Genomic DNA, 26,799 nt, shown 5'->3' on the forward strand with positions numbered 1-26,799 from the left:
ACCACCACCGCCGCGACGTACCGCCGTTCCCTGCCGCCGCGCCGTGTCCATGCCCCACAACGCAACGACCCCGCCGAGGCGGGGTCGTTGATGCAAGGCTTGCGGGGTAGCGTCTGACGATCAATCGTCGGATGCAAAGCCCAGCAGCGCCAGCAGGCTGACGAACATGTTGTAGATGGAGACGTACAGGCTGACCGTCGCCAGCAGATAGTTGGTCTGCCCGCCATGGATGATCTGGCTGGTCTCGAACAGGATCGCCGCGGAGGCGAACAGCACGAAGCCGGCCGATACTGCCAGCGCCAGACCACTGATGTTGAAGATCATCGCCGCCAGCATCGCCAGAATCAGCACGATGGCACCCGCGAACAGGAAGTTGCCAAGGAACGAGAAGTCCTTGCGCGTCACCAGTGCGACCGCGGACAGACCAGCAAAGGTGATGCCTGTCATGCCGAGTGCCGTCATCACCAGCTGAGCGCCGTTGGGCATGCTCAGGTAGGCATTGAGCACCGGGCCGAGCGTGAAGCCCATGAAGCCGGTGAAGGCGAAGGTGGCGAAGATGCCGGCGGTGGAATTCGCGGTCTTGTGGACCAGGAACATCAGACCGTAGGCACCGATCAGCAGCACGAAGATGTTCATGCGGCCCACGCCCATGCTCATCGCCACGCCAGCGGTGAGCGCAGAGAACAGCAGCGTCATCGCCAGCATCATGTAAGTGTTGCGCAGTACCCGGTGGGTACTGAGTGAGCGGCTCGCGGTATCCTGCGAGACCTGCCAGGAGCTGTTAGCCATGGTGTCTATCCTCAGGTTGCTACGATGGATGCATCGAATTGACCCCAGCATGCCCGTCGGGGTTTCCCTAATCAAGAGACAGGACGATGAAAAGCCCGTTTCATGCAACTATCCAGCGCGCAAAAGGCAACCTCATCCTCGCTCTCCCCGCACAGTGTGGCACTCGCTACCTTTCAAGCATCTGAACGGAAAGGAAATTTACCCCAAGTCCTTGACGCGGCCAGAGAAATCCGTAGTATTTCATCCCGTGAGTCGGAGGGATGGCAGAGCGGTTGAATGCACCGGTCTTGAAAACCGGCGTAGGTTAATAGCCTACCCAGGGTTCGAATCCCTGTCCCTCCACCACCTTGATTCCAAAAGCCCCGTCTACTTCAGGTAGGCGGGGCTTTTTCGTGCTCACCCTGTCGCCTGGCAGCCGGCAGCGCTCAAGAGGCGTTTGATGATCACCGCAAGTGATTGTCCGCGATGGCTTTTCCGAAGATTTTTCTTCGCTCACCTCTTGCTATTCTCATCAGTTTCGGTAGTATTTCGCTCCGTGAGTCGGAGGGATGGCAGAGCGGTTGAATGCACCGGTCTTGAAAACCGGCGTAGGTTAATAGCCTACCCAGGGTTCGAATCCCTGTCCCTCCACCACCTTGAATTCCGAAAGCCCCGTCTACTTCAGGTAGACGGGGCTTTTTCATTGCACACCTGCCTGCAGTGGCCATTCCTCATGGCATCCTCCCGGGGAGGTACAATGGATCACTCAACGCCTTGCGACACCCCGTGGTCGTACAATCCCTCCTCCCCTTGAAAAATCGAGACACCATGCCATTTTCCGCCCTTGGATTGAGCGACCCCATCGTCAAGGCTGTTACCGAGCAGGGTTATCAGACCCCGACCCCGATTCAGGCGCAGGCGATTCCCGTCGTGCTGGCCGGCGACAACCTGATTGCCGCCGCGCAGACCGGCACCGGCAAGACGGCAAGCTTCGTGCTGCCCCTGCTGCAACAACTGATAGACGCCCCCGAGGTTCGCGCCAAGCGAGTGCATGCCGTCATCCTGACGCCGACGCGTGAGCTGGCCATCCAGGTGGAAGACAACATCCGCCAATATGCCGCACATCTCACGCTCAGCTCCATGGCGATGTATGGCGGCGTGGACATCGCCCCGCAGCAACAGCGTCTGATCGAAGGCGTGGACATTCTGGTCGCGACGCCAGGGCGTCTTCTCGACATGTTGACCCGACGCGCGATCCATCTCGACGAGACACGCACCCTCGTCATCGATGAAGCTGACCGCATGCTCGACATGGGCTTCATCGCCGACATCAACAAGATCGTCGAGAAACTGCCCAGCCAACGTCAGAATCTGCTGTTCTCCGCCACCCTGTCGACCCAGGTACGCATGCTGGCCAGAACGGCGGTGACGGACGCCGTGGAGATTTCCATCGCGCCGGAAAACACCAGCGCTCCCGAGATCACCCAGCGCCTGATCACGGTCGACAAGGAATTCAAATCCGCGCTGCTCAGCCACCTGATCCAGAGTGGCGAGTGGCAGCAGGCGCTGATCTTTATCGAGACCAAGCGCGGTGCGGCCAAGCTGGTCAGCCAGCTGGAGAAGCGCGGCATTGGCGCCGAATCCTTCCACAGCGGACGCAGCCAGGCGGTCCGCGAGCAGCTGCTGGCAGACTTCAAGGCAGGCAAGGTGCCATTTCTGGTGGCGACGGGCGTCGCGGCGCGCGGCATCGACATCGATGACCTGCAGCGGGTGGTCAACTATGACCTGCCGGATGAGGCAGAGAACTATGTGCACCGTATCGGACGCACCGGACGCGCCGGGGCAAGCGGTGAAGCCATCTCACTGGTATCGCGTGATGATTTCCGCAACCTGTGCGCCATCGAGCAGCATCTGGGCAACTTCATCGAGCGTGTGGTGATCGAAGGGTTCGAGCCCGGACTCGCCGTGCCCGCCTCGACGATGGACCCGCTGCCACGCAAGCCGGCCCGCGCTCGCCGCCGACCTGCCGGCAAGCGCTGAGCCATTCGCGCACCGTACGCGACACCGCGACAGTGGAACCTCCTCCACTGTCGCTCTCACTGCTGATCACCGCCTCACGACCTGCTGCCGTGAGATTCGCTGCTGCGCGATACCGGCCCCAGCTGGTTGTCGCTGACGAAACGATTGCAGCCTTCGCGCTTGGCGCGAAACAGGTTGACGTCCGCCTTGGCGATCAGGCTTTCCAGATCCTTGTCCCCGGACTGGCGTTGGGCGACGCCGATCGAGAGACTGACATCGAGACTGTTGATGCCGTCATTGATGACGAAGGGCAATGCCGAGGCCCCCTTGCACAGACGCTCCGCCACCTGGTCGGCGCGCTCACCATGCAGCCGCGGACTCAGCAGCACGAACTCCTCCCCGCCATAGCGACCGATCAGATCCTCTCCGCGCAGGATACTGCGCATGCGCTTCACCAGCTCCTTGAGCACCTGGTCGCCCGCCGCGCGTCCCCAGGTCTCGTTGATCAGCCCCAGGTGGTCGACATCCACCATCATCACGCTGATGGGCTGTGTTCCCATCAACATCTCACGCCCCTTGTCGATCAGTTCCGCGCGACTCAGCGCCCCGGTCAACTCATCGAACCGCTCGCGTGACTCGAAACGCTGGCGCAAGCGATCCGCCGACCACCCCATCTGTACCAGCACGAGGGTGAAGAACACGGTCAGAACGCAGAGATTGATCAGTCGGAACGCGAATGCCCACCCGGGCGGCAGCGGATTGGCCACCCCCTGGAACATCAGCACGACATAGGCCAGCAGCGGCATGCTCAGGCAGATGAGACACAGCAGCAGACGTCGCGTGAAGGGCATGCGAATGCAGTAGATGCACAGCAGCGCACCGAAATAGAAATAATCGAAACCGGGGGCTGGACCGAAATAGCCCAGGGACAGACTTATCTGGGCACAGGTACCCAATGCCAGCAGGTTGGCGGCCAGTACCTCTCGGCGCGCGCGATGCAGCTGTAGACAGACAAGGTCCACCACCAGCATGCCCAGATCCAGCGCCAGAATGCCCATCTCTCCCAGCCAGAGCATCAGACCGGCATACAGCAGGTGACTCGCTATCGCGAGCACATACACCACATTGAAGGTGGCGTGGAAGGTCTTCTCGTCCTCGGTGAGGCCTGGTGGGAAATCCTCGAATCGCAACAGCCAGCGCGCAAGGTGTGGATGTGGACTGCCCATGAGACTATCTCCTTGGCTGCTGACCACCATTCGTGGCCAGCCAGACCAGGCGGGTAAAGGCCTGACGAGCCAAGGGTACGTCATCCCTCAGTCGAAAGGTGATCAGCACATTACACGCAATGCATAAACCCGCCACCAAGCGCCGAGCCAGCCTGGCGTCACGACAGGCAGAACCGGGTCACGACGGAAAGATCCGCGTCAATGCAGGCGCAGCCCCACCTTGGTGATGCGATTGCCCTCGACCTCATTCACCACCCAGTGAATGCCATGCCAGTCGACATCATCCCCGACCACCGGCACCCCGCCGACTCTGCGGGTGATGAACTCGGCGATGGTCAGGTGCTGCTCGCCCTGAGAGAGCGTCAGTCCGTAGACATCGGCGATATCCTGCATGTTGGCATCCCCTTCCAGGGTGAAGGTGCCGAAGAAGGCGCGCTGTTCATGCTGCAGACTCTCGCCATTGAACATGCGATTGAGGCTTGGCACATCACAGGAGCGCCCGACGACGCACAGCACGTCCTTCTGATGCAGACAGGTGCTGCCCTTGGGATGGATCAGCACCTTGTTGCGGAACAGTGCCCCGACCTTGGCCCCGGAGGGGAAGCGCAGCATGCGCAATGCCACGCCTTCCAGCGCCGTGTTGTCGACCCGGTAGACCAGCATCTCGTAATCGTTGACGGGCATGATGCCCAGCAGATTGCGGCGGCTGGGCTGTGCGCCCGGCGGCACCACCACCCTGAGCTTGCGCGCCATGGGAGCCAGCGACGAGCCCTGCACCAGCAGCGAGATGATCACCACGAAGAAGGCGACATTGAAGTAGACGCCGGCATTCTCGACCCCGGTGATCACCGGGAAGATCGCCAGCACGATCGGCACCGCCCCCCTCAACCCGACCCAGCTGATGAACCACAGCTCTCGCCAGCGGAAGCGGAAGAAAGGCTTGAGACACAGGATCACGGCCAGGGGGCGCACGAACAGGATCAGCGCCACGCTCAGAATGGCGGCTGGCAGCGCGAACTGCAGCATCGTGGAGGGTGAGACCAGCAGACCCAGCATCAGGAACAGCACGATCTGGGACAGGTGGGCCAGTCCGTCATGCACCGGCAGGATGTGTTCGAGGTGGCGCCCCGGATGATTGCCGATCATCAGGCCACACAGATAGATGGCCAGGAAGCCACTGCCACCGAGCTCATTGGTCGTCGCGAACAGGCTCAGGCCCAGCGCCAGCGCCAGCAGGGAATAGAGGCCGGGCGCCAGATCCAGATAGCGCATCAGACGGGCGATCAACCAGCCACCGGCGATCCCCATGCCCGCGCCGACCCCGAACTGCAGCGCGAAGCTCATGAGTCCGGCGGCGACCCCCGTCAGCTGTCCGGTCAGTATCTCGGCCAGAGTGATGGTGAGGAAGATGGCCATCGGGTCGTTGGTACCGGACTCGATCTCCAGCGTCGCCCCGACCCGCTCGTTGAGGTGCACCCCCTGCCCGCCCAGCAGCGAGAAGACCGCCGCGGCGTCGGTAGAGCCGACGATGGCCCCGACCAGCAGGCCTTCGATCAGGGTGAGGTCAAACAGCCACATGGCCAGCAGCCCCACCAGCCCGCTGGTCATGAAGACCCCGACGGTCGCCAGCACCAATGCCGGCTTGAGACCCGCGCGGAAGGTCGAGAGACGGGTGCGCAGACCGCCATCGAGCAGAATGAGTGCCAACGCCAGATTGCCGATCAGGTACGCGGTAGAGGCATCATCGAACTGGATGCCGAGCACGCCATCCTCCCCCGCCAGCATGCCGAGTCCCAGGAACAGCAACAGCAGGGGCATGCCGAGACGAGCCGAGACCCGACTTGCCAGCACGCTCAAGGCGATGAGCATGCCCGCCAGCAAGAAGTAATAGTTCAGATTCTCTACCACGTGTGCTCCCCCGCCATTCCCGGCACCAAGTCTCGAATCACGTCTGCGACGGCCCAGAGACAGTATTCCATGTCAGCGACGAGGCTGCAGAGAAATTTCTCAAATATTCATGGACTTGCGATCAACATGTCAGGCTTCTCGGCGACACCCAGGCCGGGGCTGCCGCCAGCTCGGCGTAGCGGGTCGGACCGAAGGCTTCCATCGCCCACAACAGGGCTCGGCACAGCTCACGCTGACCGTCGATATCGACCATGCGCCCATGACGCGAATAACCGGCGAGGAAGGCCTCACGCTGACTCGGCGTCTCCAGCAACAACTCGATCAGTGCCCAGTCGAACTCGATCGGAGCCCACACCAGTGCCTCCCAGTCGCTCCATACCCAGCCGGTGGCGGCGCACAGATATTGGTCCGCGCGCAGGTCCGGCAGACTCCAGACGGCGCGAGCGGGATGCGAGAAGGTACGTGATGGCAGGTCCCCCAGCTCATGGGACAGGGGATGGCGCGCGAGAAAACGCGTCACGCGGGCATTCCAATGCAGCAACGGCATGGGCTGGGCAAGGGGCTGACCAAAGCCGGACACGGTGTCCTGATGCAGCCGCCCGACCTGATCTCCCAACAACTCACAGAAGGTGTCACTGAGATCACTGGGCTGACCGCTGGACCACGGCAGATGCCAGACGGGCGCGCCATCGAGACGTCCCAGATAGGTCAGCGGCAGCGGAGGGATGGGCAAACGCGCCGGCAACGCGCCCGCCAGCCGTGTCAGGGCCTCAGGTTGCGCCCAGCGATCGGCGCCGAAGACACCGCGCATCGCTCGCCAGAAGGGGTCGTGATCCGGGCCGGTCCGCGCCAGCTTGATCAGGCCGGGGGTGCCGCCACGCTGCCGCCACAACCAATTGGCACTATCCGGCCAGGCAAGTGCCAGCGGCTCCAGCGCATGCCCCAGATAGGTGGAAAGACGGCGAGTCAGCGCATCCTCCGGCCAGCCACTGGGCACGGATGTCGCGTCTGGCATCACGGGTCGCTGCGGTGGCACGGGATAACCGCTGGAGCAGGTCGAGAGATCCGGGGTATCAGGCATGTTGATCTCCTTGAGGCTGCGATACCTCGATAGCATACCCAACACCGGGCCATGCAGCATAGCCACACGACAGCCACCCCGACGATGGCAGGGATGCAACCGGCGGGCAGGTGACGGTACACTGTCGGCCTGGATGGGGGTGCCCGAAAGTGGGCTGAGAGCCGATGCGTCACGTCGCATGGCAACCCCTGGAACCTGATCCGGTTGATACCGGCGGAGGGAATTCCGGTCACCTGCCCAAGCGTCAGGCGCCCTGCGTGCTTCCTCCCCTCGGCATGCCGCCTGACCACGGATGACACTGTGTCGCTGGGACTCTCCCTCAACAACGCCCGCATCGATTACGCCAGCCATACGCTGTTTCGTGATCTGTCGGCGCGTCTGGATGCCGGAAGCTGGACGGCCCTGCTGGGCCGCTCGGGCTGCGGCAAGAGCTCACTGCTGCGCCTGCTGGCCGGCCTCGAGATGCCCGACCATCACACGCTGGAACTCACCACCGATGATGGCAAGCCACTGGCGGGTCGCGTCGCCTGGATGGCGCAGCAGGACCTGCTGCTGCCCTGGCGCCGGGTGCTGGACAACCTGTGTCTGGGAGATGACCTCCATCGTCGCCCTCGCGATACCGAGCGGGCCCGCGAACTGCTGGCAGCGGTGGGTCTGGAGGGGCGCGAGCAGGCCTGGCCAGACGCCCTCTCCGGCGGCCAACGCCAACGCGTCGCATTGGCGCGAACGCTCTACCAGCAGGCTCCGGTGGTGATGATGGATGAGCCCTTCTCCGCAGTGGACGCCATCACGCGACTCGAACTGCATGATCTCGCCAGCCGGCTGCTGGACGGACGCACCGTGCTGATGGTCACGCATGACCCGCTCGAGGCGTTGCGCCTGGCCGACCAACTGCTGGTGCTGCGTCCGGGCCGCGACAGCCAGCAGGGGGCAGTGCTCGACCGCTTGCCGGGGCTCTCGCCGCCTCGCCCGGTGCCGCTGGACCTGCCCGCCCTGCAGCAGGCCCAGTCCGAATTGATCACACGCCTGCGCGACGGCGAGGAGACGCCATGAAACGCCTGCATGCCCTGCGTCATCTCGCCATCAGCGCCGCCGTCCTGCTGGGACTCTGGCAACTGGTGATCATCACCACGGCCGTGCCGCCCTACATCCTGCCAGCGCCACTGGCAGTCGCGGAGGTGCTGGTCCGTCAGGCTCCGATGCTGGCACACCACGCCGGCATCACCTTCGCCGAGATTCTTGGCGGGCTGGTACTGGGGGTCCTTCTCGGACTGAGCACCGCGCTGGCACTGGCGTTCATCCCCCGTCTGCGGCGCACCCTGCTGCCATTGCTGCTGATCAGCCAGGTGATCCCGCTGTTCGCGATCGCTCCACTGCTGGTGCTGTGGCTGGGCTATGACATGCTCTCCAAGGTCGTGATGGCCACGCTGATCATCTATTTCCCCGTGGCCTCCACCGGCTACGACGGCCTGCGACAGACCCCTCAGGGCTGGCTGGATCTCGCCCACACCCTGGGCGCCAGCCCGTGGCGACTGCTGCTGCATGTCCAACTGCCCGCCGCGCTGCCGGCATTGGCTTCCGGCGTGCGCATGGCAGCGACAGCCGCTCCCATCGGGGCCGTCATCGGTGAGTGGGCCGGCGCAAGTCAGGGCCTCGGCTATCTGATGCTCAATGCCAATGCCCGGATGGAAATCGACCTGATGTTCGCCGCTCTGCTGGTGCTGGTCGCCTTTTCGCTGCTGCTGTATTTCACGCTGGATGCCCTGCTGCGTCGCCTGATGCCCTGGCATCGGGATCGCCTGACCCGTTTGAACTGAGCGCTTCCGGCTGTCAGGCGATGCCCTGACGGCCTCACATTCTCGACACCACAAGGAATACCGCCATGCCATTCTCGCCATCGGCGATCCGCCGTTCCGGCAAGCTGTCCTGCCTCTTCGCGACGCTGCTGACAACCCTCAGCCTGAGCACCTTCGCCCTGTCAGCCGAGACTGGCGCCAGCGCCGAGCCCCAGGCCCCGACCGCCAGCGATAGTGCAGCGGCAGCGGTCACCAAGACCGGGCAGGACGGTGCCACCCTCGAGCCATACGCTTCTGCCAAGCAGACTGCCGAGACCGAGCAACAGACCCGCCCCGCCGCTGGCGATGTGCAGGACCCGCAAGCGGCCGCCACCGATGCCAAGCCCCTCACGCACCTCAAGGTCATGCTCGACTGGTACACCAATCCCGGCCACGGGCCGCTGGTGCTGGCTCAGGAACTGGGCCTGTTCAAGCAACATGGTCTGGACGTCGAGCTGATCGCTCCGGCAGACCCCAGCGTCCCCCCCAAGCTTGCCGCGGCGGAGCGTGTCGACATCGCCATCAGCTATCAGCCCCAGCTGCACCTGCAGGTGGATCAAGGGCTGCCGCTGGTGCGCATCGGCACGCTGGTGGCCACCCCGCTCAACGTGGTGGTGGTACGGGCTGACAGTGACATCCAGTCGATGGCCGACCTCAAGGGCAAGCGTGTCGGCTATTCCGTCGGTGGCGTGGAGGAAGTCCTGCTGTCCACCATGCTCCAGAACAGCGGCCTGACACTGGATGACATCACCCTGACCAACGTCAACTTCTCGCTGACGCCGTCACTGCTGACCCGCAAGGTCGACGCCGTCACCGGGGCATTCCGCAACTTCGAACTCGCCCAGATGGCACAGGAAGGCGTCAAGGGCCGCGCCTTCTACATCGAGGAAGAAGGCGTGCCGACGTATGACGAACTGATCTTCGTCGCCAACAGCGACAGCTATTCTCACAAGCACGAGCAGTACGCCGCCTTCCTGTCCGCCGTCGGTGAAGCCACCGCCTGGATGATCAACCACCCTGACAAGGGCTGGAAGCTGTTCCGCGAGTCCGACCCGGCACTCGATACCGCGCTCAACAAGAAAGCCTGGTATGCCACCTTGCCGCGCTTCGCCCTGCGTCCGGCCGCACTGGATGCCGGCCGCTACCGTGACTTCGAGAACTTCCTGTACGAGCGCGGCATGATCAAGCAGCGCCAGTCACTCGACCACCTGGCCATCGACGTCAACGCGCCCTGAATAGACGGACGATGACAGACACGACGACGCCCTGCCGGTTTCCCGACAGGGCGTCGTTTGCTTTCTGCCAGATGACGCGAGGATGCCCCCGCCCCTTGCCTCCCGAGACCTTCCTGTCAGCGCCTGCCATCCACCGGACTGCCGGCAGACGCCCGCCTGGCCAGACGCCGCGCCAACCACGCCATCAGCACAGGCTGGATCACCAGCGCGACCACCAGCACCGCCACGAGCAGTGGCATGCCCTCAAGGGCACCACCCGGCGAGCTGACCAGCAGCGCCGCCCCGAGATAACTGCCCGCGGCAGAACTCAGATGCTGAACGGCACTCTGGGTGCTGGTGAAGGCGGCCCGCTCGTGCTCGGCAGGAATGAAGCTGTTGAGCGTGTTCTGTGCCACCCGCCGCGCCGAGGAGAACAGCATGTAGGCACCGAACCCCACCCACACCAGCGACGGCCCCGGCGAATGAAGCAGGAAGGCCCAGCCCACCAACGCCGTCAGCAGACAGGTGATGGTGCCGGGCCAGACACTGCCGAAGCGATCACACAGCCGCCCGGTCAGCTGCATGCCCACCAGCGACAGTCCGCCTCCGATCATGTAGAGCCCGCCGAGATCCTCGCGAGGCAGATCGAGATTGAACAGCAGATAGCTGGAGAGATTGGGAATCACCAGGAAGTTGCTGAACATCGCGGTGGCGATCAGCGCCAGCCCGAGCCGGTGATTCGGCTGCGCGAGAATGGTGGCGATGGAGGTACCGGCGCGACTGCGAGGATTGTCCAGATGCCCCCGGATCGGCGGCAGCACCCAGGCCAGCAACCCGCAGACCAGCAACGCCAGCAGCGCGACGGCCCGGAATGGCGCCTGCCAGCCAAAGCCTTCGGACAACCACAGCGCGAAGGGCAGCCCCAGCACCGAGGCCACCGAGAAGGCCCCCATCACCATCCCCATGGCGCGTCCACGCCGGATTCCCGGCACGACATCGATCACGATGGCCAGTGCCGTGGCCGCCGCCGGCCCACCGAACAGCCCGCCCAGCATGCGCGCGGCCAGCAGCGTCTCGAATCCGGTGGCGAAGCTCGCGATCAGATGACACAGCGCGGCACCGAACAGAAAGCCCAGCACGGCCCAGCGACGATCGAAACGATCCGCATGCCGCGTCCACAGCAAGGTACCCACCGCCGCCGCCAGCGGATAGCTGCCGACGATGTAGCCCAGGTGGTCCAGCGGAATGTCCAGCGACTGCGCGAAATCCGGCCCCAATGCCATCACCATGGTGAAGCCCATGATGACGGCGAACTGCAGCAGCGTGACCAGCGCGATCACCAGACGCTCGTGACGCGTCACCGGTATCGTGCCGTCTTCGTCAGGCACGCGAGGCGCCGCCAACGGCGCAGGCGTATGACGTGAGCCGCTCAAGCGCGTGCGACGCGTTCAAGAAACGTCTCGACGGCTTGCTGGAACTCGCTCGCTCGCTCGGCATGCAGCCAGTGGCCGGCATCCAGCGAGGCATCTTCCAGGCGCGGGAAGCGCTCGCGCATTGCCTGGAGCCCTTCGGCTTGCACGTAATTGGAACGTTCGCCCCACAGCAGCAGGGCCGGCAGTTCCACCTCGCCGTGTGCCTGAGGCGCCTCGACGATCTGGGGGTAACCCGCCGCGATGTGATCGAGCCCGACTCGCCAGCCCATGCTGCCGTCCTCATCGCGCACCAGGTTGGTGGCGAGGAACTGACGGATAGCCGGCGTTTCCACATGGCGTGCCATCACGTTGTCAGCGTCCTTGCGCGAGGCAGGACGCGCCTCACGCACGGCCTCGAAGGCCGCGAATATCTCATCGTGCCCGTGTCCGTAGGCGATGGGCGCGATATCCGCCACCACGAGACTGCGCAGTCGTTCAGGTGCCTGCAGTGCGACCTGCATGGCCACCTTGCCCCCCATGGAGTGCCCCATGAGATCACAGGTGGGGATATCGAGCTGATCGAGCAGAGCGATCACGTCAGCGGCCTGCTCCGGGTAGCTCATGCCCGCCACATGCGGGCTGCGACCATGATTGCGCAGATCCACCGCGATGACGCGACGCGACTGCGACCAGAACTTGATATGCGAGCGCCAGTTGTCCGCGCTCCCGAACAGACCATGCAGAATCACCAGCGGCGTCGCATCCTGCTCACCCGCCTCATTGCCCTGTGCGGCTTCACGGGCATCACTCTCGTTGTAGAAAAGCTCGACCGTCGTGCTTGTCGCAGTGCTCATCATCATCTCCATGGACGCTAGACAGACCCTCAGACGCTCCCGACCCTCACGCATCGCCCGCGATGGCACGCGCCAGTGCGAAGCGGCAACCTCGTGGCCGAGTGTCAGAAAACGCTCATGTTAGCAGACTATCAAGCCGCCGCGCGGCTCACCGCGGACTGGCTTCCAGATAGACCTTGACCGCCTGCCACAGGGGGCTTCGATAGCGCTCCGGATGCCAGAGCATGGAAAAATGCCGCTTGAGGTTGAGCTGGGGCGTCTCCAGCACGACCAGCTCCCCGCGGGACAGCTCCGCATCCACAGACAGGCGTGAAAGGCAGCCCAGCCCGAGACCGGCAAACACAGCCTGCTTGATGGCCTCATGCTGACCCAGCTCCATGCGCACCTTGAGGCGCTCGATTCGCCCGTGCAGTGCACGTTCGAAGACCGCCCGCGTGCCCGACCCTCCCTCGCGCAGAATCCAGTCGGCATTGGCCAGATCCTCGTCATCGAGTGCCGTTGCACGTATCGCCAGCGGGTGGGACGGCGGCGCCACCACCACCAGTTCATCCTCGCGCCAGGTCTGGCTCATCAGGCGTGGCGCGTGACAATCCCCTTCGATCAGCCCCAGCTCGGCATCGTAGTTGAGCACCGCCTCCACCACCTGATGGGTATTGCGCAGGCGCAGGTTGAGCTCGGTCCCGGGATTTTCACGCATGAAGGCCCCTGCCAGGCCGGGCAACAGCCAGGTCCCGATGGTCGCGCTGGCGGCGATTTCCAGCTCGCCTCGCAGGAACCCCTCCTCCAGCCCGGGCTCACGGGCCTCCAGCTCCAGTGCATGGGTCTGTTCCAGCAGCTGTTCGGCACGCGCCAGCAGACGACGGCCATTAGCATTGAGGGCCAACCGGCGCCCGAGTCGCTCGAACAGCGCGACGTCAAGATGGCGTTCCAGCTCTGAGAGCGCCTGGCTCGCCGCCGATTGCGAAAGCCCTATCTCTCGGGCGGCACCACTGACCGAGCCCTGGCGAGTCACGGCGACGAAGACCTGTAATTGGCGCAGGGTGATATGGATCTGCATATCGGTTTTTCCGGTAAGTGGTAAAGGAATAATCGACTAACTGCCCAATAATATTCCTGCATAAACTATTCATCAAACCAGAAGCACTAAGCATGCAACGCTCTCACAAGCACTCAAGACCTTCACACGACAAGACCTGACCCGACACGCCCACCAAGGAGAAAGCCAATGGACGCACAGACGCTGACTGCCCCCCCTGTCACGGAACGGCTGCGCCGAATGGTGCCGGGACTCGCGCTGTGCGGCGGGCTGACACTGGCGGGGCTGGGGCTGCACGCCATTCCGACCCTCGCCGCGACCGGCGTCAGTCCGCTGGTCTTCGCGCTGCTGTGCGGCATCGTGGTCGGCAACCTGCCCGTCACCAGCTGCCATGCCCGGGCACTGGCACCAGGGCTGCATGTCGCGACCAAGAAGCTGCTGCGACTCGGCATCATCCTGTTCGGACTGTCGATCACCTTGCAGCAGATTCTCGGCCTGGGGTGGAGCGTGGTCGTGCTGGATGTCATCGTCATCGCCGCCGTGTTGAGCTGCGGCTATTTCCTGGGCACGCGCTGGCTCGGTCTGGATCGCGATACCGCCTTGCTGACCAGTGCCGGCTCTGCCATCTGCGGCGCCGCGGCCGTGCTGGCGACGGAATCCATGATCAAGGCACGCCCGGCAGCCACCGCCATGGCCGTGGCCACGGTGGTACTGTTCGGCTCGCTGGCCATGCTGGCCTACCCCTTGCTCTACCCGCTGACCGGCATGCATGAGGGGCTGTTCGGCATCTACATCGGCTCGACCATTCACGAGGTCGCGCAGGTCGTGGCGGCAGGTGAGGCGGTAGGTCCGGACGCCCTGGCCAATGCCCTGATCGTCAAGCTGATGCGCGTGATGATGCTGGTCCCCTTCCTGCTCCTGCTGCCCAAGCTGTGGGCCATGCGCAGCCGCAGCGAGGGGGATGACCGCGATGCCGGCGGCAGCATGACCATTCCTTGGTTCGCCCTCGGTTTCATCGCCATGGCCGGGATCAACAGCACCGGCGAGATTCCTGCCGCCCTGCACGCCAACCTGTCCGTGCTGGGGAGCGTCGCCCTGACCATGGCGATGGCGGGACTCGGGGTCGAGACACGCATGGATCGCCTGCGCTCACTGGGCATGAAGCCCTTCCTGCTGGCACTGATCCTGTTCGCGCTGCTCATGGTCGGCGGTTTCGGGGCCAACCTGCTGTTGATGGGGTGATACACGCCGGCAATGATTGAGTGTCGCAATCACCCAATTAGTGCCGCTCAATTGGCAAACCCGGTGAGGCTCAAGCACAATGGCATCCATCCATTGACTCACCGGTTCTGCCGGAAGCCCACGAACATCACGTCACGGTGGGCTTGACGAGTATCACGTACCCTCCAAGGAGAATCTCATGCTGGCAGTCATCTTCGGTCGTCCGGGTTGCCCGTTCTGCGTCCGCGCCAAGGAACTCGCGGAAGAACTTACCGCCAAGCGCGATGATTTCGATTTCCGTTACATCGACATCCACGCCGAGGGCATCACCAAGGCCGACATGGAAAAGACCATCGGCAAGCCGGTGGAAACCGTGCCGCAGATCTTCGTCGATCAGACCCACATCGGTGGCTTCACCGAGTTCAACCAGTACGTTCAGGACGAGGCACTGATGCCGCAGGCCTGATCATCGCCTCGACTTCTGTCTGATCCTGAAAAGCCCTCGCCCATGGCGGGGGCTTTTTTTTGCAGCCGGCATGCCAGTTGCGCTGCTGATGCCCCTGCCACGCGCGCCGTCAATCAAGGGCCAGCTTCCCACCTCTCGCCAGTGCCTTGACTCGTGCCTCCCTCAGGGCAGCCACTCACGGCAACGGGAAAGTGCGCAGCGGAGCGCTTGCGGCGCTTGCAAGCTGCGGCGACAATTCGCCTTTCTCCGCACGTAGCTGGACAAGGAAGCAAACATGAACATGTTGATGGAAGGCGCCGTGCTGCTGGGCTGCGCCGTGGTTGCCGTGCCGCTCTTTCAGCGCCTGGGGCTGGGGTCCATCCTGGGGTATCTGGCGATCGGGGTGCTGCTGGGGCCGTCATTGATCGGCTTCATCTCGGAACCGACCGAGGTGCTGCACTTCGCGGAATTCGGCGTGGTCATGCTGCTGTTCATGATCGGACTGGAACTCGAACCCAAGCGCCTGTGGGACATGCGCCTCAAGCTTGCCGGGCTTGGCAGCGCACAGATGCTGCTATGCGGAGCGCTGCTGACGCCCGTCGGGTTATGGCTGGGCCTTGAACTGCCGGCCGCCGCCTTGCTGGGCCTGATTCTGGCGCTGTCCTCTACCGCCTTTGCGCTTCAGGTACTCAGCGAGAATCAACAACTGGCGACACCCCATGGCCAGTCAACCTTCGCCATCCTGCTGTTCCAGGACCTGGCCGTGATTCCGCTGCTGGCGCTGCTGCCGCTGTTCGCCGACAACTTCGACGCTTCCACCGGCTCCGGCTGGGCCGGTGTCGCCAAGGGCATCGGCATGGTGGCGGCGGTCATCATCGTTGGCCGCTTCGTCGTTCCGCGCCTGTTGAAGATGGTGGCACGCAGCGAGATCCACGAGATCTTCACTGCCGCGGCACTGTTCGTGGTGATCAGTACCGCTCTGCTGATGGAATGGGTCGGGCTTTCCATGGCACTGGGGGCCTTCCTCGCCGGGGTGCTGCTGGCGGATACCGTCTATCGCCACGAGCTCGAAGCCAACATCGACCCCTTCAAGGGCCTGCTGCTGGGGCTGTTCTTCATGGCGGTCGGGATGTCGGTGGACGTCTCGCTGGTCATGGAACGCCCGCTGACGGTGCTGGGCCTGACACTGGCGCTGATGGTCGGCAAGGTGCTGGTCATCACGCTGGTGGGCCGCGTCGCACGCCTGAAGCTTGCCGAGGCACTGCCACTGGCCGCCGTACTGGCTCAGGGCGGAGAATTCGACTTCGTGTTGCTGACCGCCGGCATGGCCGCCGGCATCTTCGATCAGACGCTTACCAGTCTGGTCATCAGCGCCGTGACGCTGTCCATGGCCGCCACGCCCTTCCTGTATCGCTATGCGCGCAAGTTCGGTGCCGCGCGCGAAGCCAAGCGCCCCTACGATGAAGACTTCGGTCAGGAAGCCCCGCCGGTACTGATTGCCGGTTTCGGACGTTTCGGTCAGATGAGCGCGCGCATTCTCAAGACCCAGGGCATCAACTTCACCGCCCTCGACCCCAACATCACCCAGGTCGAGTTCGTGCGTCAGTTCGGCTCGCGCATCTTCTACGCCGACGCCAGCCGATCGGAGCTGCTGCGAGCGGCTGGCGCCGAGCACGCACAGATCATGCTGGTGGCGGTCGATGACGCCAGGATGACCACCCAGATCGTGCGTACCGTTCGACAGCAGTTCCCGCATCTCAAGCTGTTCGTGCGGGCCCGCAATCGCCACCATGCCTGGGAGCTGATGGAGCTGGGCGTGGAACACGTGATCCGCGAGACCTACGCCAGCAGCCTGGAAATGGGCAACGAACTGCTGGTTGCCATGGGCTATCCAAGCGCACGTGCCGCCGAAGTGGTCCGCGCCTTCCGCGAGATGGATGACACCATGCTCAAGAGCGATTTCGAGAACCGCCATGACCCCGAGGCGCTGGTCACCAGCGCCAAGAGCGCCATGGAAGAGCTCAAGCGCCTGTTCCAGACCAAGGGCTGATGTCCACTCTCGCCAACTGCTGTCGCTCCAGAACCGAAAACGCCGCCCTCTCGGGGCGGCGTTTTCGGTTCTGGCATCCACTGGCGTGCCATTCAGCTGCGAGTCACGGCTCCCCCGCGCAGGCGAGCGCGCCACTGCGGCCCGAAGAGATAGGCACACAGGCCCACGACGATGAAGAGCGCCCCCGCCAGCACGCGGCTGGAGACTATCTCGCCATTCAGGGCAGCGCCGAGACTCATGGCGAATATCGGCGTGATCAGGGTGGCCAATGCCACGGTACTGGCGGACAGGCGTGCCAGCACGAAGTAATAGCACAGATACCCGATCAACGAGCCGAAGATACCCAGGTAGACGATCGCCCCCAGCGGGCGCGGTGTCGGCCATGCCTGCGGCACACCATCGACCAGCAGGGCCGCGAGAAGATAGAGCGGAAGCGAGACGAGCAGCGCGCCCTCGGTCTGCACCAGCGGATGAAGCCCTGCTCGCTCTCGCTGGACCAATACGCCGGAAGCGGCAAAGCAGTTGACCGCCAGCAACATGGTCACCACCCCCTTCCAGCTGCCCGGCGGTAGCGCCAGCGAGTCCGAGACGGCGATGGCCAGTCCGCTCAATGCCAATGCGAAACCTAACCATTGCAGCTTGTCAAGAGGCGCACTTTTCAACCACCAGCGCGCGTAAAGTCCTGATAGCAGAGGAGCTAAGCCGAAAAGTAACGACATGATACCGCTTGGTAACCAACCGGCAGCAATATAGGCGAAGTACATCCCACCCCATATCCCCAGTGCAGCCGCCACGTAGCTGCGAATTGCCACGCGACCGAAATCCATTTTCAGCCCGAGAATGCGTAACAATGGGTAACCGATACATGCGGCAATTAACATTCTCCCCATGGCAGACCAGGCCGGCAGCCACCCGGAAGCACTCCATGAAATCGCCAGCGGTGTGGTTGACCACACCATGAGAACCACGCAATACGCCACCAGCACTGGCATTTTCACACTCCGAACAGTCGGTCAGAAAAAAAGGACAATGTCGTTGAATGGCCTTATCTGGCAGGTACCTATAATCGCTCCAGCACAGGGTGCCGATATCCCGTCAAGGAGGCTTCATGCAACGCGAGGAATTTCTACAACAACTATGGCTGGACTTCGTTCACCGCCATCCGGATATCGGAGCGCTGGACATCTGGCCGGATGGCATCAGGCCCGAATATCTGATGTTCGTGACACTGGATCAGGGGCCATTTCGCAGCGAGAAACTGCGTCCCAGCCTCTATCATCAGGGCTATCGACGCGTGAAGCAGTACGCCATGGCCGACCGTGGCCTACTGGTGGATCTGCTGCTGCCGCCGGATGGCGGCTCGGCTGTCATGCTGGCCGAACTTCAGGCCAATAGCCTGCCTCCCCTTCACCGAGACCTGCTGAAGACGCTCATCAGCCAGAGTCACCGTGACGACTGCAAGGGACAGAACCTGCTGGCGCCGTGCCGCCCATGGGACATGCCGGACTGGCCCACCTTCGAGCGTCTGCTGGAAGCCAACCCGCTGGCGGCATGGCTATCGGTGATGGGCCCGCGCCTGCATCACGTGGGCTTCAACGCCGACGAGCTGGGAGAAACGCTTGAAGCTGTCTGCGAAGGCATGCTGATGCACGGCATGTCGCCGCAGAGCGGGCGCCACCATGCCGTACTCCCCATCAACCCCAAGCTGCAATACCACTACTATCCCGCGCACGCACAACGCATGGTATTCGCCGAAGGTGATGAGCACATGGTGGTGCTGGGAGGGCTGGCCCTGCTGGCGACGGCCGACAGTGGCCAGCATCAGCGCGCCGCCGAGCAACTGCTGCCAGAGCACACGCTCTGCCAGCTGAGTGCCTGACGGACAAGATTCACGAGCCAGATTCGCAAGCAGTAGTGCCGCAACGCCCCTGACGCCTCTGGCGCCAGGGGCGTTTTCATTGGCAAGCCATGTCATGACTCACCGCCATGGGCTCCCCTCGCGAGCCACTGGCTGTCGTGCGCCATGCTCGGGTGCCCCATGAGGTCTGCTGGTGGCTCAGAGCCGTAATACGTTGGTCGCAAGCAGGTTATCAACAGAAGCTGTGGAAAAAGCTGTGAAGAATCTCTGTACATCCACTCATCGGCTTCGCGATCTGGCGACCAATGTCAGATTGATCAAAAATTCACCACTTCACCGCTGAGCGCCTGACTGTCACGAAAAAAAGCCTCCGAAACCACCTCGCCTAGCGCAGCAATGAGCCCAGTGACGTGAGCGCCACTCCCAGGTCCATCGGCGTGTCGGTGACCTGGCCCCCCAGCCAGTAGGCGCCGACGTATCCGGCGCTGTACGCCAGCAGCAGCGCCGGGAAGAAGCGCAGGTAGCTCATGAAGGTCACCTCGCGCACCTTGGAAAGCGCAATCACTCCAGCGGCCGACCCGATGATCAGCAGTGATCCGCCCACGCCAGCGGCGTAGGTCAGCGCCAACCACTCGGCATCGTTCATGCCGACATCCGCCTTGAGCACCGCAGCCGTCAACGGCACGTTGTCGACCAATGCCGACAACAGGCCGATCAGATAATTGGCCTGCATGGCAGGCATCACGTCATAGAGCTGTGCCAGCCCTTCCAGCAGGCGGGCTTCCTTGAGCGCTCCCACCATCAGCAGGATACCGAGGAAGAATAGCAGAGTGTCGAATTCAATTATCCTGATGTAATCAAGAATTCTGCGCTCTTCGCTGTCACTGCGTCGCTCGGCCACATGCCCGAGCAGGAACATGATCGACATCCCGAACAGGAAGGTCAGCAAGGGCGGGATACCGAACAGCACGTTCAGGCCCAGCGTGGAGAGGATGGTGGCGAGAAACAGCCAGGCCACGAAGCGGTCCAGACGCCGGGTGGGACGGCGTTCACGCGACAGATGGACTTCTCCCCCAAGCCCGGGCAGCAGCAGCGTCGCCAGCAGCATCACGCTGACGAAGGCCGGGATGGCCAGCAGCATCAGCTCACTGATACGCACCTTGTCGGCGAGGAAGATCATCAGTGTGGTCACATCACCGGTGATCAACGCCACCCCGCCGGAATTGACGGCAAACACCGCCAGCACCGCGAAACGCAGCGTCTTCTTCGGCGGCAATCCCAGAGACAGCACCAGCGTCAACGACACCAGCGTAGCGGTGATGTTGTCGGCCAGAGAGGAGAAGGCAAAGGCGAAGGTGCCGGTCAGATACAGCAGGCCTCGCTCACCGATGCGGCCCGGCAGCAATCGATAGATGAGATTGGCGATCAGTCCCTTGGCATTGAGAAACGCCACGAAGGTCATCGCCGCCATCAGAAACAGCCACAAGGTGGCGATTTCCAGCAGATTCTCGTTGAGCGACTCACCGACGTCATCGACTCCCAACGCACCGGGGCCGAAGATGAACAGCAGCAACCAGCTGAACGTCCCCAGCAACAAGGTCGTCTTGGCCTTGTTGAGATGAATCACGTCCTCGATGGCGATCAACACGAAGGCCCCGATCGCCAGCCCCACCAACACTCCCTGCAACCACATGTCGCTCTGCTCCCTGAAAGGGCGTCCATCTCGTGAGAGGACGTCGAGTGGCGGTGCATGCTCACGACGATGGCCGAGTGCCATGTCAGGCCTTCCCTTGCACCGGCCGACAGGAAAGTCGGCGCGCGAATGACACCACAGCTCACGAACCGCCACCATTCGACATCAGATGCGTACGGTTTGCGCAACGTCGAGTTGCTGTCCTCCACGCAAGCGGGGTGGGTTTCCTGTCACGGGTGAATTAGGATGGCGCGATCTGCTGAAGGAGTCGTTCATGTCGAGTATCAGAGGCGTCATCAGCCTGTTGTTTCTGATCATCAATACCCTGTTCTGGTCGGTACCGCTGTACCTGCTGGCATTGCTCAAGCTGCTCAGCCCGTCCCGTCGTCTGCAGCTTCATCTTCTCGAAGGGCTGAACCGTCTCGCCATGGGGTGGATCGGCACCAACAATCTGTGGATTCGCGCCTGGATACGCCCCCATTGGCAGGTCAACGTGCCGGACGCCCTGAAGGATGGCTCCGCCAGGCGACGCTGGTGGCTGGTGATCTCCAACCACCGCAGCTGGACGGATATCTTCGTGCTGCAGTATGCATTGCATCATCGCACGCCCATGCCCAAGTTCTTTCTCAAGCGCGAGTTGATCTGGGTCCCCGTCATCGGCCTGGCCTGGTGGGCGCTGGAATTCCCCTTCATGCGCCGCTACAGCCGTGAACGACTGGCCAATGACCCGCGCCTGGCGGAACGCGACCGTGCCGCGACACGCCGCATCTGTGAGCGAGCGGGCCAGTCGCCCATGTCGATCTTCAACTTCGTGGAAGGCACGCGCTTCACGTCAGGCAAGCATGATCAACAGCAAAGCCCGTACACTCATCTGCTCAGGCCGCGCGCCGGCGGCAGCGCTCAGGTGATCAGCATTCTCGGCGACCGCCTGTCAGGCATACTCGACGCCACGCTGGACTATCGTCACGCCAGCGCGAGCTTCTGGGAGTTTCTGTGTGGCAAGGGGGGAGATATCCATCTGGATATCGTGCAACGCCCGGTGGAACCCTGGATGCTGAACGGGGATTATCATGCGGACGCTGCCTACCGCGAACGGTTTCAGCAATGGCTCAATCAGGTCTGGAAGGACAAGGATGCCCGACTGTCACGTGCAGGACACGACATTGAACAACTCTGACATGCCTCACGAGCCGCTGGGCGCTGTGCGCCTGGCCGTGGGCGACATCTCGACATTTCTCCACAGGACATCTCGCGCGCCGCTGCGGCTACTGGCGTGGCTGAGCCTGGCACTGTGGCTGACAGGCTGCGCCACCGGCAGCTACTCCGGCTCACCGGCAGGCCAATGGATCACGATCCAGAAGGGCGACACCCTGGGGCAGATCGCACGCGACGCTGACATTCCCCTGTTGCGCCTCACCCGCTTCAACCCCGGCGTCAAGATCCGTGACCTCAAGGTCGGGCAGCGCATCCTGGTGCCCACCGCGCGTGAGCGTGCCCCCTCCGGTGGCCCCTATCGCTATCAGCTGCGCCCCGGGGACACCTACTCGAAGATAGGCCGTTACTTCGGAGCCAATCCTCAGCGCATCCAGACCGCCAACCCGGGGCTTCCCCCCAATGACCTGAAAGTCGGCACCCTGATCTCGGTTCCCCTCAATGGTGGCCCCAGCCGAAGCGCTTCCAATGCGCGTGCCAGCGGCGGCAGTCTCGTGGCACGCCCGGATCCGGGTCCGCTGAAGAAGCCGCGTCAATCGTGGCGCTGGCCTGCCGCCGGCGAAGTCATCAGCGAATTCGGCACCAACCGCAATGGCCAACTGGCCCCGATGCGGATTCGCACGGCCAGCAATGGGGTCGCCAGCGCGCCGGCCAGCGGTGAAGTCCGCTTTGCCGACAACATGCGGCAATTGGGCAATGTGGTCATCCTCCACCATTCAGGCAATCTGCAGAGCGTATTGGCGCAGTGTGGAGAGATACTGGTCAAGGTCGGTCAGCAGGTCACGTCGGGCACCCCGCTGTGTCGCGTGGCACGTCGCAATGACGGTCAGCCTGAACTGCTCTTCGACGTGCGCCATGGCGGCAAGCCGATCAATCCACGCGAGCTGCTCGAGAAACGCTGAAACTGGGGCTGCCGGCCTCACTGGCGAGCCCTTCAGGGGCTCGCCTTGCCAAACGAGCGTCGGGCATGCCTCGCCCACGGCGTCCTTCATGCCGCGCCTGTCGCCCCCGCGTCAGTTTCGGCCAGCGTGATTGATCTTTGAGCTGTAACCTGTGACCGCCTTGAATCCGCTGCCTCCTGGCAGCATTGCCTGCTGGAGATTGCCCGCGGGAGATTGCCCGCTGGAGTGACCGCGGCTGCAACGACACCTGCGTGGGGTGTCATCACTTCGTCACCTCGCTGTTATGCAGGCGTCACTCCCATGGCCAATACTTCGTTCAAAGGTCATCAGGAGCCGTCATGGAGCGTATCGCCTTTGTCAGTGAAACCTGGCACCCGGAAATCAATGGCGTGGCTCACACGCTGAGCCATCTGTGCGATCAACTCATCACGCGGGGCTGCGAGCTGCAGCTCGTGCGGCCCGCACCCCGCGACGGCAGTCATGAACCACGAGTCGCGCAGGAGCTACAGGTACGCGGCTTCCGTCTTCCGGGCTATGACACCGTCCAGATCGGCGCCCCTGCCCTGAGACGGCTGACGGCGCTGTGGCGCCAGCATCCGCCCTCCGTCATCTACATCGCCACCGAAGGACCGCTGGGGGTCAGTGCCCTGATGGTCGCGCGTCGCCTCGGCGTGCCCGTGGTGGCAGGCTTTCATACCAATTTCGACCAGTACAGCACCCACTATCATCTCAGGGCATTACGCCCCCTGGTACGTCAGGGGCTGAAGCACTTCCACAATGCCGCCAACCTGACACTGGTCCCGACACGCACCCAGGCCGCCACTCTCGCGCAACAGGGTTTCAAGCATGTCCGGGTCGTGGGACGCGGGCTGGATTGTCAGCGCTTCTCGCCCGTTCATCGCAGTGAAGCGCTGCGTCGCCAGTGGGGCGTCGGCCCTCAGCAGCCCGTCGCGCTGCATGTCGGCCGCCTGGCGGCGGAAAAGAACATCGAGCTGTTGATTCGCAGCTACGAGGCCATGCAGGCCGTGCAGCCGGATATCGCGCTGGTACTGGTGGGCGATGGCCCGCTGCGCGAACGCCTTGAGCAACGCCTGCCGGAGGCGATCTTCGCCGGCTTCCAGACCGGCGAGGCGCTGGCTGCCCATTACGCCAGTGCCGACCTGTTCCTGTTCCCCTCGCTGTCGGAGACCTTCGGCAACGTGGTACTGGAAGCCATGGCCAGTGGATTGGCCGTGGTGGCCTTCGACTACGCGGCCGCTGCGGAAGTGATCCGCGATGACCACCAGGGGTTGCTGGCCCCCTGCACCCAGCCGGACAGATTCATCGAACAGGCAGTGGAAGTCTGCCAGCGACCAGCGCGTATCGCACGTCTCGGAAGAGCGGCCCGTGTACGCGTCGAGCCCATGGCCTGGAGCCAGGTCGCCGAGCATTTTCTTGCCTGTCTACGCCTCGCCGAGGAGAAGCCCGATGCACGATCGCAGCCTTCCCGTCTTTGAGCGACTCGACCTGCTGGAGTGGCGGCTGTGTCGCCAGGTAGCACGTCTGGCGCTGTATCGGCCGATCCTGACCCTCTTTCGCGTGGTCTCGCGCCTCGGTGACTGGCCCGTCTGGTTGCTGCTGACACTCAGCCTGCCCTTCCATCACGTGCAAGGTGGCTGGTTGATGCTGGAATTCGGACTGGCGGCGGGGGCCGGCGCCCTTTTGTATCGCGCCCTCAAGACCCGGCTGTGCCGGGAACGCCCCTTCATCACCTTCACGACCATCCAATGCACCATGCCACCGCTGGATCGCTACAGCTTTCCAAGTGGCCATACACTGCATGCGGTGCTGTTTGCCAGCCTGACGGCTCAGCAGCTGCCGGAACTGGCCATTCTCGTCACGCCGCTTGCCATGTTGATCGCGCTTTCCCGCGTGATCCTGGGACTGCATTACGTCAGTGACGTACTGGCGGGGGCGCTGCTGGGACTCGGGCTGGCTGAAGTGGCCATTCTGAGTCTTGAGTCCCTGACAGGACTCTGAGCCCAGTGCACGCTCTGTCGGCGGCAGGCCACCTTCGACTTGCCGACAGTCAATTCGCTCTGGCAAGCTCGCCTCATGACGATATCCTCCGAGGCCGGCGACCTGTTCGCCACGCATCCTCAACACGCCCCTTCCCGCACCCCGCCAAGCGGACAGCGACCGGCCGGCCTGCCGGACGACTGGCAGACACTGGCCCATGGCTGGTATCGCCATCCGCTGCACCCGCTCTATCTCAAGCCAACCGCTCTGACTCCCCTGCAGGCCGACCAGGCACTGGTCACGCTGGATACCACGCTCGACTGGCAGCGGCCGAGCTTGAGCGTGCATGGCAAGACGCATCCCATCCCTCGCCGTCAGGTATGGATGGGGGACGCCGGGGCTCGCTATCGCTATTCCGGCAGCCTGTTCGAGCCAGCGCCATGGCGTCCGATGGCCTGGCATCTGGGGGAGCTTGCCCGTCACGCCATCAACCGCGAGCTGAGCGCGCAGCCGGGGCAGGAACGCCATATCGACCAGCACTTCAACAGCCTGCTGGCCAATCGCTACGCCGATGGCAATGACCGCATGGGCTGGCATAGTGACAATGAACCGGAGCTTGGCGACCGCCCCATCGTGCTGGCCCTGTCACTGGGACGAGAGCGGCCCCTGCGCTTCAAGGGACATCCCCGCAGCCCCTACGCACAGGACCCCGCCTTCAACCTGTGGCTGCCCCATGGCTCATTGCTGGTGATGGGGCGCGGCTGTCAGGACCGACTGCATCACGCCCTGCCGCCACGCAAGCTCGAGGGCGTGCGCATCAGCCTGACCTACCGACAGCTATTGACGGCGTCACGCTAGATCCTCATCAGGCACGGGCGGCGGCGAGACGGGATAGCGGGCCCGCAGAGTGTCCAGCATCGCCTGGACCGCGACCGACAGCTCATGACGGCCGCGGCGAATCACGCCGACACGTTGCTCGATGACCGGCCCTTCCAGCCCCAGGCACCGACATCCCAGCGCTGACATCTGATCGGCGCTCATCGCCGGTACCGCGCTGACGCCAAGTCCCTCTGCCACCATACGTCCGCAGGTCACCAGCTGATGGGTCTCGAAGGCGACGGTGAGCTTGAGTCCCGCCTCTGCCAGGCGCCGCTCCAGCATGTGTCGCACGCCCGAGGGACGTTGCAGGGTGATGAAATCCTCTTCCAGCAGCTGATCCCAATGGATGGTCTCGGGAGCGCCCTGCAACAGGGCGTGCCCCTCGGGAATGATCGCGATGTAGCGATCCTCGAAGAGTGATTCGAAGACAAGGTCCTCGCGTACCCCGGGATCAAAACAGATCCCCAGTTCCACGCGCCCATCGGTGACACGCTCCACGACTTCCTCGGCGATCACGTCATTGACCTCGATGGTGATCTCCGGGTACTGCCGTCGAAAATCCGCCAGTACTCCTGGCAGCAGATTCCCGGCGAAAGTCGGCATGGCAGCCAGTGCCACACGCCCGCGTCCGAGACTGAATCGCTGGCGCATCTCGTCCTCAGCATGCTCCCAATCCGACAGTATCCTGCGAGCCAGCGGGAAGAAGGCCCGTCCTTCCGGCGTCAGGCTGACCTGTCGAGTGGAACGCTGGAACAGACGCCCACCCAACGACTCCTCCAGATTCTTGACGGCCAGCGACAATGCCGGCTGGGAAAGATGCACCAACGTGCCCGCTTCCACGAAGGACAGGGTTCTGGCCACTGCGACAAAGGCTTTCAACTGTTTCAAGGTCATGCGGCATCCTTCCTGTGGGGTCCCTGGGGGACGCGCCTTGAGATGACATTCGGGGAAACAGGCTCAACCCGTCGCCGGGAGACCCGTCGGCCTCTACACCATTGGTCCAAGGTGACCAGAGCCGCTTGCGCAGCCTTGCACCGCGAGTCGTCCAGTCTTGTCGTGCATATCCGCCGCTGACCCGCACCACAGGCGGATCTGTGCAGGAAACCAGCGGGCAAGGCGATATCGTACTGCCCCAAGACTCTTCATGAAAACTTATCAATGGATAGAAAAAACAAACTTATCAAATAT

23 protein-coding genes, 2 tRNA genes and 1 riboswitch are annotated in these 26,799 nt (G+C 63.3%); of the genes, 15 read left to right on the forward strand and 10 right to left on the reverse strand.

Annotated features, from left to right (window positions below; all coding sequences use genetic code 11):
* Positions 1 to 120 precede the first annotated feature (120 nt).
* Positions 121 to 789 carry a Bax inhibitor-1/YccA family protein gene (locus QD228_RS14500; protein ID WP_065392578.1) on the reverse strand — a complete coding sequence of 223 codons (669 nt, stop codon included), beginning with the start codon at positions 787 to 789 and terminating at the stop codon, positions 121 to 123.
* A 254-nt stretch (positions 790 to 1,043) separates the two neighbouring features.
* Here QD228_RS14500 and QD228_RS14505 point away from each other — a divergent pair.
* The 3 genes from QD228_RS14505 to QD228_RS14515 all read left to right on the forward strand — a co-directional run bounded on the left by QD228_RS14505 (position 1,044) and on the right by QD228_RS14515 (position 2,808).
* Positions 1,044 to 1,134: transfer RNA gene (locus QD228_RS14505), tRNA-Ser, on the forward strand.
* A 197-nt stretch (positions 1,135 to 1,331) separates the two neighbouring features.
* Positions 1,332 to 1,422, forward strand: a tRNA-Ser gene (locus QD228_RS14510).
* A 174-nt stretch (positions 1,423 to 1,596) separates the two neighbouring features.
* Positions 1,597 to 2,808, forward strand: coding sequence for a DEAD/DEAH box helicase (locus QD228_RS14515; RefSeq protein WP_279875954.1), 1,212 nt, complete (start codon positions 1,597 to 1,599; stop codon positions 2,806 to 2,808).
* Between the two features lie 74 nt (positions 2,809 to 2,882).
* Here the strand turns inward: QD228_RS14515 and QD228_RS14520 are convergent, their stop codons facing one another.
* From QD228_RS14520 to QD228_RS14530, 3 genes are all read right to left on the reverse strand, one after another.
* On the reverse strand, positions 2,883 to 4,013 hold the full coding sequence (locus QD228_RS14520) for a GGDEF domain-containing protein (RefSeq protein ID WP_167593029.1): 1,131 nt from the start codon (positions 4,011 to 4,013) through the stop codon (positions 2,883 to 2,885).
* 198 nt (positions 4,014 to 4,211) lie between these two features.
* Positions 4,212 to 5,921, reverse strand: a complete 1,710-nt coding sequence (locus QD228_RS14525) for a potassium/proton antiporter (RefSeq protein ID WP_271302007.1) — start codon at positions 5,919 to 5,921, stop codon at positions 4,212 to 4,214.
* A gap of 121 nt (positions 5,922 to 6,042) precedes the next feature.
* Complete coding sequence (locus QD228_RS14530; RefSeq protein ID WP_279875955.1) at positions 6,043 to 7,002, reverse strand: hypothetical protein; 960 nt, start codon at positions 7,000 to 7,002, stop codon at positions 6,043 to 6,045.
* 125 nt (positions 7,003 to 7,127) lie between these two features.
* Positions 7,128 to 7,241: riboswitch (TPP riboswitch) on the forward strand.
* A gap of 61 nt (positions 7,242 to 7,302) precedes the next feature.
* Here QD228_RS14530 and QD228_RS14535 point away from each other — a divergent pair.
* The 3 genes from QD228_RS14535 to QD228_RS14545 all read left to right on the forward strand — a co-directional run bounded on the left by QD228_RS14535 (position 7,303) and on the right by QD228_RS14545 (position 10,072).
* Positions 7,303 to 8,055 carry an ABC transporter ATP-binding protein gene (locus tag QD228_RS14535; RefSeq protein WP_205700454.1) on the forward strand — a complete coding sequence of 251 codons (753 nt, stop codon included), beginning with the start codon at positions 7,303 to 7,305 and terminating at the stop codon, positions 8,053 to 8,055.
* Positions 8,052 to 8,819 carry an ABC transporter permease gene (locus tag QD228_RS14540; RefSeq protein ID WP_077372781.1) on the forward strand — a complete coding sequence of 256 codons (768 nt, stop codon included), beginning with the start codon at positions 8,052 to 8,054 and terminating at the stop codon, positions 8,817 to 8,819. The genes QD228_RS14535 and QD228_RS14540 overlap by 4 nt, the downstream gene beginning before the upstream one ends.
* A 65-nt stretch (positions 8,820 to 8,884) precedes the next feature.
* Positions 8,885 to 10,072: an ABC transporter substrate-binding protein gene (locus QD228_RS14545; protein ID WP_279875956.1), complete on the forward strand. Its 1,188-nt coding sequence runs from the start codon at positions 8,885 to 8,887 to the stop codon at positions 10,070 to 10,072.
* Positions 10,073 to 10,188: 116 nt separating this feature from the next.
* On the opposite strand, the gene QD228_RS14550 is transcribed toward QD228_RS14545, so the two are convergent.
* The 3 genes from QD228_RS14550 to QD228_RS14560 form a co-directional block, all read right to left on the reverse strand.
* Positions 10,189 to 11,439 (reverse strand): MFS transporter, encoded by a 1,251-nt coding sequence (locus QD228_RS14550; RefSeq protein ID WP_176502674.1) that lies wholly within the window; start codon positions 11,437 to 11,439, stop codon positions 10,189 to 10,191.
* A gap of 41 nt (positions 11,440 to 11,480) precedes the next feature.
* Positions 11,481 to 12,317 carry an alpha/beta fold hydrolase gene (locus tag QD228_RS14555; RefSeq protein ID WP_279875957.1) on the reverse strand — a complete coding sequence of 279 codons (837 nt, stop codon included), beginning with the start codon at positions 12,315 to 12,317 and terminating at the stop codon, positions 11,481 to 11,483.
* Positions 12,318 to 12,465: 148 nt separating this feature from the next.
* Positions 12,466 to 13,374 carry a LysR substrate-binding domain-containing protein gene (locus tag QD228_RS14560; protein WP_077372772.1) on the reverse strand — a complete coding sequence of 303 codons (909 nt, stop codon included), beginning with the start codon at positions 13,372 to 13,374 and terminating at the stop codon, positions 12,466 to 12,468.
* A gap of 168 nt (positions 13,375 to 13,542) precedes the next feature.
* On the opposite strand from QD228_RS14560, the gene QD228_RS14565 reads away from it, so the two are divergent.
* The 3 genes from QD228_RS14565 (at position 13,543) to QD228_RS14575 (ending at position 17,069) form a co-directional block, all read left to right on the forward strand.
* Positions 13,543 to 14,595: a YeiH family protein gene (locus QD228_RS14565; RefSeq protein WP_279875958.1), complete on the forward strand. Its 1,053-nt coding sequence runs from the start codon at positions 13,543 to 13,545 to the stop codon at positions 14,593 to 14,595.
* A 178-nt stretch (positions 14,596 to 14,773) separates the two neighbouring features.
* The gene (locus QD228_RS14570; RefSeq protein ID WP_077372769.1) at positions 14,774 to 15,040 is read left to right on the forward strand and encodes a GrxA family glutaredoxin; all 267 of its coding nucleotides are present in this window, start codon (positions 14,774 to 14,776) and stop codon (positions 15,038 to 15,040) included.
* A gap of 274 nt (positions 15,041 to 15,314) precedes the next feature.
* Positions 15,315 to 17,069 (forward strand): monovalent cation:proton antiporter-2 (CPA2) family protein, encoded by a 1,755-nt coding sequence (locus tag QD228_RS14575; protein WP_077372766.1) that lies wholly within the window; start codon positions 15,315 to 15,317, stop codon positions 17,067 to 17,069.
* A 92-nt stretch (positions 17,070 to 17,161) separates the two neighbouring features.
* On the opposite strand, the gene QD228_RS14580 is transcribed toward QD228_RS14575, so the two are convergent.
* Complete coding sequence (locus QD228_RS14580; RefSeq protein ID WP_347882136.1) at positions 17,162 to 18,061, reverse strand: DMT family transporter; 900 nt, start codon at positions 18,059 to 18,061, stop codon at positions 17,162 to 17,164.
* 116 nt (positions 18,062 to 18,177) lie between these two features.
* On the opposite strand from QD228_RS14580, the gene QD228_RS14585 reads away from it, so the two are divergent.
* Positions 18,178 to 18,948 carry a DUF1338 family protein gene (locus QD228_RS14585; RefSeq protein ID WP_077372760.1) on the forward strand — a complete coding sequence of 257 codons (771 nt, stop codon included), beginning with the start codon at positions 18,178 to 18,180 and terminating at the stop codon, positions 18,946 to 18,948.
* 364 nt (positions 18,949 to 19,312) lie between these two features.
* Here the strand turns inward: QD228_RS14585 and nhaD are convergent, their stop codons facing one another.
* The gene (gene nhaD, locus QD228_RS14590) at positions 19,313 to 20,620 is read right to left on the reverse strand and encodes a sodium:proton antiporter NhaD (RefSeq protein WP_279875960.1); all 1,308 of its coding nucleotides are present in this window, start codon (positions 20,618 to 20,620) and stop codon (positions 19,313 to 19,315) included.
* Positions 20,621 to 20,894: 274 nt separating this feature from the next.
* Here nhaD and QD228_RS14595 point away from each other — a divergent pair, with 274 nt between their 5' ends.
* The 5 genes from QD228_RS14595 (at position 20,895) to QD228_RS14615 (ending at position 25,590) form a co-directional block, all read left to right on the forward strand.
* A complete protein-coding gene (locus tag QD228_RS14595) occupies positions 20,895 to 21,797 on the forward strand; it encodes an acyltransferase (protein WP_176493044.1) in 903 nt (300 codons plus the stop codon).
* Positions 21,784 to 22,734, forward strand: a complete 951-nt coding sequence (locus QD228_RS14600) for a LysM peptidoglycan-binding domain-containing protein (RefSeq protein WP_279875961.1) — start codon at positions 21,784 to 21,786, stop codon at positions 22,732 to 22,734. Before QD228_RS14595 ends, QD228_RS14600 begins: the two co-directional genes overlap by 14 nt.
* Before the next feature lie 338 nt (positions 22,735 to 23,072).
* Positions 23,073 to 24,230 carry a glycosyltransferase family 1 protein gene (locus QD228_RS14605; RefSeq protein WP_084208998.1) on the forward strand — a complete coding sequence of 386 codons (1,158 nt, stop codon included), beginning with the start codon at positions 23,073 to 23,075 and terminating at the stop codon, positions 24,228 to 24,230.
* Positions 24,202 to 24,753 (forward strand): phosphatase PAP2 family protein, encoded by a 552-nt coding sequence (locus QD228_RS14610; RefSeq protein ID WP_077372749.1) that lies wholly within the window; start codon positions 24,202 to 24,204, stop codon positions 24,751 to 24,753. Before QD228_RS14605 ends, QD228_RS14610 begins: the two co-directional genes overlap by 29 nt.
* A 75-nt stretch (positions 24,754 to 24,828) precedes the next feature.
* The gene (locus QD228_RS14615) at positions 24,829 to 25,590 is read left to right on the forward strand and encodes an alpha-ketoglutarate-dependent dioxygenase AlkB (RefSeq protein WP_084208999.1); all 762 of its coding nucleotides are present in this window, start codon (positions 24,829 to 24,831) and stop codon (positions 25,588 to 25,590) included.
* Here the strand turns inward: QD228_RS14615 and QD228_RS14620 are convergent.
* The gene (locus QD228_RS14620) at positions 25,582 to 26,505 is read right to left on the reverse strand and encodes a LysR family transcriptional regulator (protein WP_279875962.1); all 924 of its coding nucleotides are present in this window, start codon (positions 26,503 to 26,505) and stop codon (positions 25,582 to 25,584) included. The two genes, QD228_RS14615 and QD228_RS14620, sit on opposite strands and share 9 nt — an antisense overlap.
* Positions 26,506 to 26,799: the final 294 nt, after the last annotated feature.

It is taken from the genome of Cobetia sp. 3AK, from assembly GCF_029846335.1.
Taxonomy (GTDB): Bacteria; Pseudomonadota; Gammaproteobacteria; order Pseudomonadales; family Halomonadaceae; genus Cobetia; species Cobetia marina.

Excerpts from the sequence above, each read along its gene's own strand:
- QD228_RS14620 (WP_279875962.1), bottom strand. The coding sequence starts at position 26,505 with ATGACCTTGAAACAGTTGAAAGCCTTTGTCGCAGTGGCCAGAACCCTG.
- QD228_RS14560 (WP_077372772.1), bottom strand. The coding sequence starts at position 13,374 with ATGCAGATCCATATCACCCTGCGCCAATTACAGGTCTTCGTCGCCGTG.
- QD228_RS14595 (WP_176493044.1), top strand. The coding sequence starts at position 20,895 with ATGTCGAGTATCAGAGGCGTCATCAGCCTGTTGTTTCTGATCATCAAT.
- QD228_RS14605 (WP_084208998.1), top strand. The coding sequence starts at position 23,073 with ATGGAGCGTATCGCCTTTGTCAGTGAAACCTGGCACCCGGAAATCAAT.
- QD228_RS14540 (WP_077372781.1), top strand. The coding sequence starts at position 8,052 with ATGAAACGCCTGCATGCCCTGCGTCATCTCGCCATCAGCGCCGCCGTC.
- QD228_RS14580 (WP_347882136.1), bottom strand. The coding sequence starts at position 18,061 with ATGCCAGTGCTGGTGGCGTATTGCGTGGTTCTCATGGTGTGGTCAACC.
- QD228_RS14565 (WP_279875958.1), top strand. The coding sequence starts at position 13,543 with ATGGACGCACAGACGCTGACTGCCCCCCCTGTCACGGAACGGCTGCGC.
- QD228_RS14575 (WP_077372766.1), top strand. The coding sequence starts at position 15,315 with ATGAACATGTTGATGGAAGGCGCCGTGCTGCTGGGCTGCGCCGTGGTT.
- QD228_RS14615 (WP_084208999.1), top strand. The coding sequence starts at position 24,829 with ATGACGATATCCTCCGAGGCCGGCGACCTGTTCGCCACGCATCCTCAA.
- QD228_RS14520 (WP_167593029.1), bottom strand. The coding sequence starts at position 4,013 with ATGGGCAGTCCACATCCACACCTTGCGCGCTGGCTGTTGCGATTCGAG.
- QD228_RS14530 (WP_279875955.1), bottom strand. The coding sequence starts at position 7,002 with ATGCCTGATACCCCGGATCTCTCGACCTGCTCCAGCGGTTATCCCGTG.
- QD228_RS14545 (WP_279875956.1), top strand. The coding sequence starts at position 8,885 with ATGCCATTCTCGCCATCGGCGATCCGCCGTTCCGGCAAGCTGTCCTGC.
- QD228_RS14515 (WP_279875954.1), top strand. The coding sequence starts at position 1,597 with ATGCCATTTTCCGCCCTTGGATTGAGCGACCCCATCGTCAAGGCTGTT.
- QD228_RS14610 (WP_077372749.1), top strand. The coding sequence starts at position 24,202 with ATGCACGATCGCAGCCTTCCCGTCTTTGAGCGACTCGACCTGCTGGAG.
- nhaD (WP_279875960.1), bottom strand. The coding sequence starts at position 20,620 with ATGTGGTTGCAGGGAGTGTTGGTGGGGCTGGCGATCGGGGCCTTCGTG.
- QD228_RS14570 (WP_077372769.1), top strand. The coding sequence starts at position 14,774 with ATGCTGGCAGTCATCTTCGGTCGTCCGGGTTGCCCGTTCTGCGTCCGC.
- QD228_RS14500 (WP_065392578.1), bottom strand. The coding sequence starts at position 789 with ATGGCTAACAGCTCCTGGCAGGTCTCGCAGGATACCGCGAGCCGCTCA.
- QD228_RS14555 (WP_279875957.1), bottom strand. The coding sequence starts at position 12,317 with ATGAGCACTGCGACAAGCACGACGGTCGAGCTTTTCTACAACGAGAGT.
- QD228_RS14585 (WP_077372760.1), top strand. The coding sequence starts at position 18,178 with ATGCAACGCGAGGAATTTCTACAACAACTATGGCTGGACTTCGTTCAC.